This window comes from Streptomyces sp. NPDC127038 (assembly GCF_042725875.1).
In the GTDB taxonomy this organism is placed as follows: domain Bacteria; phylum Actinomycetota; class Actinomycetes; order Streptomycetales; family Streptomycetaceae; genus Streptomyces.
On the sequence record NZ_JBHXDQ010000121.1, the window covers coordinates 1 to 9,052 of the forward strand.

The 9,052-nt window shown below is 70.5% G+C and carries 8 protein-coding genes; 4 read left to right on the plus strand and 4 right to left on the minus strand.

Annotation, left to right across the window (positions count from 1 at the left end; all coding sequences use genetic code 11):
- Positions 1 to 511: NAD-dependent epimerase/dehydratase family protein (locus ACFWI4_RS40520; protein ID WP_387206636.1), on the plus strand; the 511-nt coding region annotated here is incomplete at its 5' end.
- Positions 512 to 587: 76 nt separating this feature from the next.
- The gene (locus ACFWI4_RS40525; RefSeq protein ID WP_387206638.1) at positions 588 to 1,520 is read left to right on the plus strand and encodes an ADP-ribosylglycohydrolase family protein; all 933 of its coding nucleotides are present in this window, start codon (positions 588 to 590) and stop codon (positions 1,518 to 1,520) included.
- A 40-nt stretch (positions 1,521 to 1,560) separates the two neighbouring features.
- Here the strand turns inward: ACFWI4_RS40525 and ACFWI4_RS40530 are convergent, their stop codons facing one another.
- On the minus strand, positions 1,561 to 2,217 hold the full coding sequence (locus tag ACFWI4_RS40530) for a TetR/AcrR family transcriptional regulator (protein ID WP_387206640.1): 657 nt from the start codon (positions 2,215 to 2,217) through the stop codon (positions 1,561 to 1,563).
- 172 nt (positions 2,218 to 2,389) lie between these two features.
- Between ACFWI4_RS40530 and ACFWI4_RS40535 the strand changes: the two genes are divergently transcribed.
- Both ACFWI4_RS40535 and ACFWI4_RS40540 read left to right on the plus strand, forming a co-directional pair.
- A complete protein-coding gene (locus ACFWI4_RS40535; protein WP_387206642.1) occupies positions 2,390 to 3,307 on the plus strand; it encodes an ABC transporter permease in 918 nt (305 codons plus the stop codon).
- Positions 3,308 to 3,386: 79 nt separating this feature from the next.
- A complete protein-coding gene (locus ACFWI4_RS40540; protein WP_385404761.1) occupies positions 3,387 to 4,151 on the plus strand; it encodes an ABC transporter ATP-binding protein in 765 nt (254 codons plus the stop codon).
- A 73-nt stretch (positions 4,152 to 4,224) separates the two neighbouring features.
- On the opposite strand, the gene ACFWI4_RS40545 is transcribed toward ACFWI4_RS40540, so the two are convergent.
- The 3 genes from ACFWI4_RS40545 to ACFWI4_RS40555 are packed head-to-tail and all read right to left on the minus strand — an operon-like array spanning position 4,225 to position 8,799.
- A complete protein-coding gene (locus ACFWI4_RS40545) occupies positions 4,225 to 5,373 on the minus strand; it encodes a glycosyltransferase (RefSeq protein WP_385404739.1) in 1,149 nt (382 codons plus the stop codon).
- Entirely contained in the window at positions 5,370 to 8,291 is a 2,922-nt protein-coding gene (locus ACFWI4_RS40550; RefSeq protein ID WP_387206644.1) for a CDP-glycerol glycerophosphotransferase family protein, read from the minus strand. Before ACFWI4_RS40550 ends, ACFWI4_RS40545 begins: the two co-directional genes overlap by 4 nt.
- A gap of 37 nt (positions 8,292 to 8,328) precedes the next feature.
- Positions 8,329 to 8,799, minus strand: coding sequence for a GtrA family protein (locus tag ACFWI4_RS40555; RefSeq protein ID WP_387206646.1), 471 nt, complete (start codon positions 8,797 to 8,799; stop codon positions 8,329 to 8,331).
- Between the last annotated feature and the right edge of the window lie 253 nt (positions 8,800 to 9,052).

Sequence of the window (9,052 nt, forward strand, 5' to 3'; positions counted from 1 at the left end):
GGCGACGGGCCTGTCCACGGCGTGTCTGCGCTACTTCAACGTGGCCGGAGCGGCGACCCCCGAGCTGGCCGACACGGGCGTCTTCAACCTCGTCCCGATGGTCTTCGAGAAGCTGACGGAGAACACCGCCCCGCGTGTCTTCGGTGACGACTACCCGACGCCGGACGGCACCTGTGTGCGCGACTACATCCACGTGGTCGACCTGGCCGAGGCGCATGTGGCCGCGGCCCGCGCCCTGGCGGCCTCGCCCGGGACCGCCCTGACCCTCAACATCGGCCGCGGCGAAGGCGTCTCCGTGCGCGAGATGATCGACCGCATCAACGCCCTCACCGGCCACGAGCGGCCCCCGGTCACCACCGCGCGCCGCCCCGGCGACCCGGCCCGCGTGGTCGCCTCCGCCGACCGCATCGCCGGCGAACTGGGCTGGAAGGCCCGCCACGACGTGGACGACATGATCACCTCGGCCTGGGCGGGCTGGCTCCACCACCACCCCGCACCCCCAGGGACCTGACCCCGCCCGCGCCCGGACCCGGTCCCGCCGAAGCCCCCCGGACGGCCGCCGGGCACCGGCGCCGTACGCTCGCCCCATGACCGCCACCGGCACCGTCCTCGGCTCCGCGGTGGGCGACGCGCTGGGCGCCCCCTTCGAGTTCGGCCCGGAAGGCGCCTTCACCCGGCGCTTTCCCGCACCCGGGCACGGCGGGGAGATGTGCGGGGGCGGCGGCTGGGACCCGGGCGAGGCGACCGACGACACCCAGATGGCCGTCCTGGTCGGCGAGTCGCTGATCGCGCACGGCGGCCTCGAACTCCCGGACCTGTTCGACCAGTTCCGGCGGTGGGCGGCGGCCGACCCGAAGGACATCGGACTCCAGACCGAGGCGGTCCTCACGAGCGGGGACCCCTGGGACCTGGCCGCCGCGCTGCACTTCCAGTCCAACCAACGGGGCGCCGGCAACGGCTCGCTGATGCGGGCGTCGACGTCCGCCGTGTTCTTCGCCCCGTACGGCCGGGAGACCTCGATGTCCGCCGCCCGCCGCGTCGCCGCCCTCACCCACGGCGACCGCGCCGCCTGGGAGGGCACGGCGATCCTCCACGACCTGATCCGGGTCGCCCTGATCGGGCAGGACCCGCTCACCGCCCTCCCGGACACCCTCGCCGCCGTCCACCCGGACCACCGGGCCCGCTACGCCACGGTCCTCGACGACGACTGGCACCCCGACCTGGCGACGGAGTTCAACGGGGCCGTGTGGCCCTGTCTCGGCTCGGCCGTGTGGGCGCTGCGGACCACGGACTCCTTCGAGGACGCCGTGCGCGCCGCGGTCGACCTGGGTGGCGACACCGACACCGTCGCGGCGGTGACGGGAGCGCTCGCGGGAGCGGTGTACGGGGACGCGGCCCTGCCGGACCGCTGGACCGGGCCGCTGCACGTGCCCCTGCCGGGCTTCGGCGGGCGGGTGCTGCGGGCGGCCGACCTCGCGGACCTCGCCGTCCGGCTGGCCGGGCGGCGGCCCGCCCCCTAGTGGCCCGCCTCCTGGCGGCCCGTCTCCTGGCGGGTGCGGGTCAGAGGGCTTTCAGGCCCGCTGCCGTGGCGCGGGCCAGGCTGGGGAGGTAGCCCTTGGGGACCTTGGGGCCGCGGACGACCACCGCGCGCCAGTACAGCGGTCCCGACATCAGGTCCAGCGCGAGTTCGACGTCCACGCCCTCACGGATCTCGCCCCGGGCCACGGCCGACGCGACGATCCCGCTCGACACCGACTGCTGGCCCTCGCGCAGCGCGGCCTGCATGGCGTCCGCGATCTCGGGGTTGCGGGCGGCCTCGGCCTGGAGGTCGGGGATGATCTGGCCGGCCACCGGGTGCCGCAGGGCGCGCGAGGTGACCTCGTACAGCAGCCGGAGGTCGCCCTCGAGCGAGCCGGTGTCCGGGGCGGGAAGCCCCTGGACCGCGATCGCGGAGACCAGGTCCAGCACGAGATGCAGCTTGGAGCGCCAGCGCCGGTACACCGCGGTCTTGCCGACACCCGCGCGGCGGGCGATCCCCTCGATGGACATCCTGGCGTAGCCGACGGACGCGAGTTCCTCGAAGACGGCGGCGCGGATCGCCTCGGTGACGTCCTCGCGCAGGACCGCCGCACCGGCGGGAGCCCGGCGGCGCCGGGGCTTTCCGGCGGCAGGCGCGGGCGTGGGGGCACTCGCGGCTGTTTCGGCGTTCGTCGTCATACGGACCAGCATAGGGCGTTACGACGATACGGTTGCGTTCCGACGTCGATTGGGCCTACTCTCACGTTACGACGATACGGACCCGTTCCGACGCAAGAAAACGGCAAGAAACGCCGTCGGAATCCTCACGGGCCGACCGTGTGCCCCCACCCCCCGAGCGGAAGCAACGGATGTGAGCCAGGTCCTCAACACACCGCCCCCGACAGCGTCACCGGCCCCCACCGAAGACGCCGCGGCCATCGCCGCCCGGTACGGCCTCACCGTCAGCGGTGCGCGCCCGAGCCTGCCCGCGTACGTCGGACAGCTGTGGGCGCGGCGGCACTTCATCACCGCGTTCGCCACCGCCAAGCTCACCGCGCAGTACAGCGAGGCCAAGCTCGGCCAGGTGTGGCAGGTGATGACCCCGCTGCTGAACGCGGCCGTCTACTACTTCATCTTCGGCATCCTGCTCGGCACCAGCCACGGTGTGTCGGACTTCATCCCGTTCCTGGTCACCGGCGTCTTCATCTGGACCTTCACCCAGAGCTCGATCATGGCGGGCACCCGGGCGATCTCCGGCAGCCTCGGCCTGGTCCGCGCCCTGCACTTCCCGCGCGCCGCCCTGCCGGTGTCGTACGCCATCCAGCAGCTCCAGCAGCTGCTGTTCTCGATGGCCGCCCTGATCGTCATCCTGCTGTGCTTCGGCGTGCCGGTGAGCGCCTCGTGGCTGCTCGCGGTACCCGTGCTGATGCTCCAGTTCATGTTCAACGCCGGCATCGCGATGATCGTGGCGCGGATGGGCGCCAAGACGCCGGACATCGCGCAGCTCATGCCGTTCATCCTGCGCACCTGGATGTACGTCTCGGGCGTCATGTGGAGCATCGACAAGATGCTCAAGAACAGCAGCGTGCCGCACTGGGTGGAGGTCGCGCTCTCCAGCAACCCGGCCGCCGTCTACATCGACCTGATGCGCTACTCGCTGATCGACACCTTCCACGCGCACCAGCTGCCGCACCACGTCTGGGCGCTCGCGCTGGGCTGGGCGGTCGTCGTCGGCGTCGGCGGCTTCATCTACTTCTGGAAGGCTGAGGAGACGTACGGCCGTGGCTGACATCATCGCGCAGGACACCCAGCCGCAGGACGAGAGCGCCGCCGCTACCGCCCCCGCGACCGCCTCGGCCCCCGCCGAGCTGATCCCGACCGTCATCGTCGACCGCGTCGACATCGTCTACCGCGTCAACGGCACCGGCGCCGGACGGGGCAGCGCCACCGCCGCGCTCAACCGCATCATGCGCCGCAAGCAGTCCGAGAAGGCCGCCGGTGTCCGCAAGGTCCACGCGGTCAAGTGCGTCTCCTTCACCGCCTACCGCGGCGAGGCCATCGGCCTGATCGGCACCAACGGCTCCGGCAAGTCCACGCTGCTCAAGGCGGTCGCGGGTCTGCTCCCGGTGGAGAACGGCAGGATCTACACCGACGGCCAGCCCTCGCTGCTGGGCGTGAACGCGGCCCTGATGAACGACCTGACCGGCGAGCGGAACGTCTACCTCGGCGGCCTCGCCATGGGGATGTCCCGCGAGCAGATCAAGGAGCGCTACCAGGAGATCGTCGACTTCTCGGGCATCAACGAGAAGGGCGACTTCATCACCCTGCCGATGCGCACCTACTCCTCCGGCATGTCGGCCCGCCTGCGGTTCTCCATCGCGGCGGCCAAGGACCACGACGTCCTGATGATCGACGAGGCCCTCGCCACCGGTGACCGCTCCTTCCAGAAGCGGTCCGAGGAGCGCATCCGCGAGCTGCGCAAGACCGCGGGCACGGTGTTCCTGGTCAGCCACAACAACAAGTCCATCCGCGACACCTGCGACCGGGTGCTGTGGCTGGAGCGCGGCGAGCTGCGCATGGACGGCCCGACCGAGGACGTCCTCAAGGAGTACGAGAAGTTCACGGGCAAGTAGAGACGTGGGCACATGACAGAGGCGGAGCCGGTGACGGCTCCGCCTCTGGTCGTTTCCGGGCCCCGGCGCCCGCTCAGCGCTCCAGGAACGCGAACAGTTCCTCCCACCGGCGGACGACCTCGTCCGTGGTGAAGCGCTGGATGTTCACGCGCGCGGCCTCGCCCATGGAGTCACGCAGCGCCTTGTCCGACATCAGCGTGTCCAGCCTGCGGGCCAGCTCCCCCGTGTTGCCGAGGGTGGCCAGCAGACCGTCCTCGCCGTCCCGGACGATCTCGTGGACGCCGGGCGCGCAGTCGAAGGCGGCGCACGGAAGACCGGTGGCCATGGCCTCCATGAGCGCGAGCGGGAAGCCCTCGCCGCGCGAGGAGAGCACGAAGACCGAGCCGCCGCGCAGCGCTCCCGGCACGTCGCTCGTCCGCCCCATCCAGTCGACCGAGTCGTCGAGCCCGAGGGCGGTGCACTGCTTCCTCAGCATCTCCTCGTCCTCGCCGGAGCCGTAGATCCGCAGCCGCCAGTCGGGGTGCAGCGGAGCGACCTCGGCCCAGGTGTCGAGGAGCATGTCGATGCCCTTCTGGTCCGTCAGCCGGCCCACGCTCACCACGGCGTTCTCCGTGCGCGGCGAGGCCACCGCGGGCATGAACGGAATGGGGTTGGGCATGAAGGACGCGTTGTCCAGCCCCTCCCTGATCCACAGGTCGGCGTCCTCGCGGGTGAGCGCGAGCATCCGGTCGACGTCCTTGTAGTGCTTCAGGACCCGACGGAAGCGCGAGGTCGTCCGGGAGTACTCGAAGGACTCGTGGCTCATCCCTATGACGGTCAGGCCGGTGGTGTCGGCGAGCTCCACCCACTCCATGGCCCACACCTGCGTGACGATCACGACGGCCCCGGGACGCGCGGCCCGGAACAGCGCGGTCAGTTCGGCGGCCTTGTCCCGCATGCCCGCGGCCCGTTCGGCCCGCCGTCTCCGCTCGGCGACGTCGAGCCGCCCCCTGAGTCCGCGCGCCGATCGGACCTTGGGCGGGTGGACGTCGTACAACGTCTTGGTGGGGTAGGGGAGTTCGCCCAGTTCCTGGGGAACGGCGGGCTCGGTGACGCCCACCACGTGCACGCTGTGGCCGCGTTCGGTGAAGAGCTTGGCCATCTGGTGCGACCAGCTGGTCACCCCGCCGAGTTCGTCGACACTGTTGGAGACGAAGAAGATGTCCCGCTTCCGGCCGGTCATCCGCGCCTCCACTGCCCGAAGAACTGGTCGACGACCGCGCGGGCCGCCGTCCCCTGGTCGTACTCGCCGAAGGCGGCGAGGAACTGCTCGCGCCGGGGCGCGTACTTGACGGACTGCTCCTCCAGCGAGCCGAGCGCGGCGTGCAGTTCGTCCTCGGTCCGCACCACGGGACCCGGCGCCCGCTCCAGCAGGTCGAAGTAGGTCCCGCGGTCCTCGTGCACGTACGCGTCGTAGTCGTACGCGTAGAAGAACATCGGGCGGTCCAGGAGGGCGTAGTCGAACATCACGGACGAGTAGTCGGTGATCAGCCCGTCGGCGAGGGCGAGCAGCGGCGTCACGTCGTGATGGGCCGTGACGTCGATGACGCGGCCGCGCACGGACGGTGGCAGCACCACGTGGTTCAGATAGTGGGAGCGGATCAGCAGTACGTAGCGGTCGCCGAAGGTGTCGGCGAAGCGCTCGACGTCGAAGGGCAGCTCGAACCGCTTCTGTCCGTTGCCCCGGCTGCGGAAGGTCGGCGCGTACAGCAGGATCTGCCGGTCCTCGGGGATGCCCAGTTCGGCCGCCAGGGCGCCGCGTTCACGCGCCGCTCCGGTCTCCTCCCGCTGTCGTGCCCGTACGAGGGCGTCGTTGCGCGGGTATCCCACCCGCAGCAGGGTCCGCTCCTGGAGCCGGAACGCCCGGGCGAGGGTGCGCACGTCGTGCTCGGAGCGGATGAGGAACCGGTCGAAGCGGTCCAGTGTCCGCTGCTGTTCGGCCTGCTCCTCGCGGGACTTGAGCTTCCACTCGGCCTCGTCGAAGCCCATCCGCTTGAGCGCGGAGCCGTGCCAGGTCTGGATGTACGTCGTGTCGGGCCGCTTGGCGAGCTTCAGCGGGTAGCTCTGGTTGTCGACCCAGAACTCGGCCTGCGCGAGCGCCCGGAGGTAGGGCAGGGACCAGCGGCGCACGAGGGTGGCGTCGTCGGGGAAGCCCGCCGGACTGTCGCTGTAGGCCCAGACCGGCTCGAACTCCAGCCCCTGGCGGCGCATCTCCTCGTAGATCGCCCGGGGGCTGTCGCTGTACTGGCGGCCCAGGTGGCTCTCGAAGACGACGAGTCCCTTGCGGACGGGCAGCCGGCTGAACACCTCGTGGTAGAGGCGGATCTTGGTGTCGCCCGAGGTGAGTTCCTTGCGCAGGGTACGGGCCTTGCGGTAGCCGGTCTTGGCGAGCGTTCCGGCGCGGCCGTGCACACCGCGCTGGACGAGGACGTTCGCCTTCTTGTCGGGGACCAGCCGGAAGGACAGGTGCCCGCGCGAGGAGACGACCGGCTCGATGCGGTCGGCGACCAGCCGGGTGAGCCGCGGCCGGACGGGCGACTGCCCGACGGCGAGGCCGGGTTCGGCCGCGGTGAGCCGGGTGGTGGTGCGTGTGCCGTCGACGTCGAGGTGGAGCCGTACGTCCCACACGGCGTCCACGATGCCCAGCGGCCGTACGGCGGCGAGGGCGGCCGTGGCCTCCCAGTCGACCGTCTCCCCGGCGTGCCGGACGGTGGCCACGGGGAAGCGGAAGGTCTGGAACCGTACTCCGGGGCGGCGGGCGTAGAACTCCAGTTCTCCGGCGAGGCGCGCGCCGGCCGGGATCACACCGAGCGGGTTGGTGATGCGCCCGGCGAGCCGGACGGTGCCCCCCGTGCTCTCGTACGAGGTCAGCGCGTTGCGCAGGAACATGCGGTCGACCGGCTTGACGTGGTGGCCGACCTCGGTGACGTCCAGGACGTGCCGGCCGAAGGGGTCGTCGAGGTGCTCGGCGCACCAGAACACCCGGCCGTCGCGCTCGACCAGCGGCGAGGAGATCTTGTCGCGGTTGGTGAGCGTGTCCACGGCGGGCAGCAGGTTGTCCCAGTCGCTCACCTGGAGGAGGTAGGCGCAGATGGCGTGGATGGGCTCGGTCTCGTCGAAGGCGGCGCGGTCGATCGACTCCAGGTACTGGCGGGCGATCGCGGCGAACTCCTCGCGGTACGCGACGTCGCGGAAGGGCAGTTCGCGCAGGTGCAGCACGAGGTCGTGCTTGAGGAACTTGACGTCCTTGGCGAACTTCAGGTCCAGATGGCCCTTGTCGGCGAGGAGCCGGTCGACCCGGCGGTGGATCTCCATGCGGTGCGTGAAGTTGGCGATCTCGTCACGCCGGTTGCTGATGGACTTCGCCTCCGCCTTGTCGGCGACCCTCCACTCGTACACCCGGTTGGGGATGAGGGTGATGCGGCGGGCACTGGCGTACGCCTGGGCGGAGAAGAGCAGGTCCTCGTAGTGGATGCCGACCGGGAAGCGCAGGTCCTCGTCGAGCAGGAACTGCCGGCGGTAGCACTTGTTGGTCGACAGGGTGTCGAAGACCATCAGGTCGGGCAGTTCGGAGATCGACTCCAGCGTCCGCGTGCGCTCGTAGAGCCACGGGTACCACTTGACCTCCTTGCCCGTGCGGGAGTCGACGTGCACGCGCACGCACAGACCGGAGACCAGGTCGGCGCCGGTGGCCTCGGCGGCCTCCAGCATGTTGCGGCAGGCGTTGCGCTCCAGGACGTCGTCGCTGTCGAGGAAGAGCACATAGGTGCCGCGGGCCTCGGCGATGCCGCGGTTGCGGGGAGCGCCGCAGCCTCCGCTGTTCTCGGGCAGCCGGAAGGCCCGGACCCGGCCCGGGTGCGTCGCCGCGAGTCCGCTTGCGACCTCGTACGAGCCGTCGGTGCTCCGGTCGTCGACGATGACGACCTCGACGTCTTGCAGCGTCTGGTCCAGCACGGAGCGCACGGCGTCGGGCAGCCGTGCGGCGTCGTTGTAGACGATGACGACCACGGAAACGGCGGGCCCGTCCGGCTCGGCCCCGGAGGGGGAGGCGGCGGGCTCTGTCCGATGCTCGGCAATCGCGCGAGGTTGATCCACATTCATCCTATTAATCGTAGACATCACACCCTGTTCTGGGGTGCTATCGGCCGTTCTTCGCGTGTTGGAAGACCCACGTCCGGTACACCACGAAGCGGAACGCCGAAGCCAGGACGATGGACAGCACCTTGGCGATGTTGGAGCCGAGCGGACTGTCCATCCCGAGACCGTGGTAGCCGATGTAGAAGAGCAGGCTCTCCATGGCGACGCCGAGCCCGCTGAAGGCGAAGAACAGGGCGATCTGGCGCGGGGTGCGCGAGGCCCTGTCCCGGTAGGCGAAGTAGCGGAAGCCGAGGTAGTTCGTCCCCATGGCTACGCAGCTGGCGGCCACCGTGGCGGCCATCGGGGCCCATTTCAGACCGTGCAGCGCCAGATTGAAGAACAGGATGTTGACGGCGACACCGCTGCCGCCGACGACGGAGAATCGGGCCACTTCCAGGACGAGCCGGCCGACCTTGCGGTCCTTCGGCGCTTTCGGGGCTCTCTGGGGACCGATGACGGGCGGCGTCGACACGGGGGCCCGCCTTTCGGTGAGATGTACTGCCACGAGTCCGGACCTCCACAGGTGCACCTGCCGACAAAGCTGCCGGTCGGGCCGTCAGCCGAACCAACCTTAAGCTAAATGTCCTATTTACCAGGTATTGGTAAATTACGAGCCGGAGTTTCGCGAGAGACGGGCAAGAAAGAACCCGTCCGCCCCATGCGAAACGGGGGCGCCCCCGGTCGGGATGACCCGGGGCCCACCCGTCCCCGCGGCACCCCCGCAC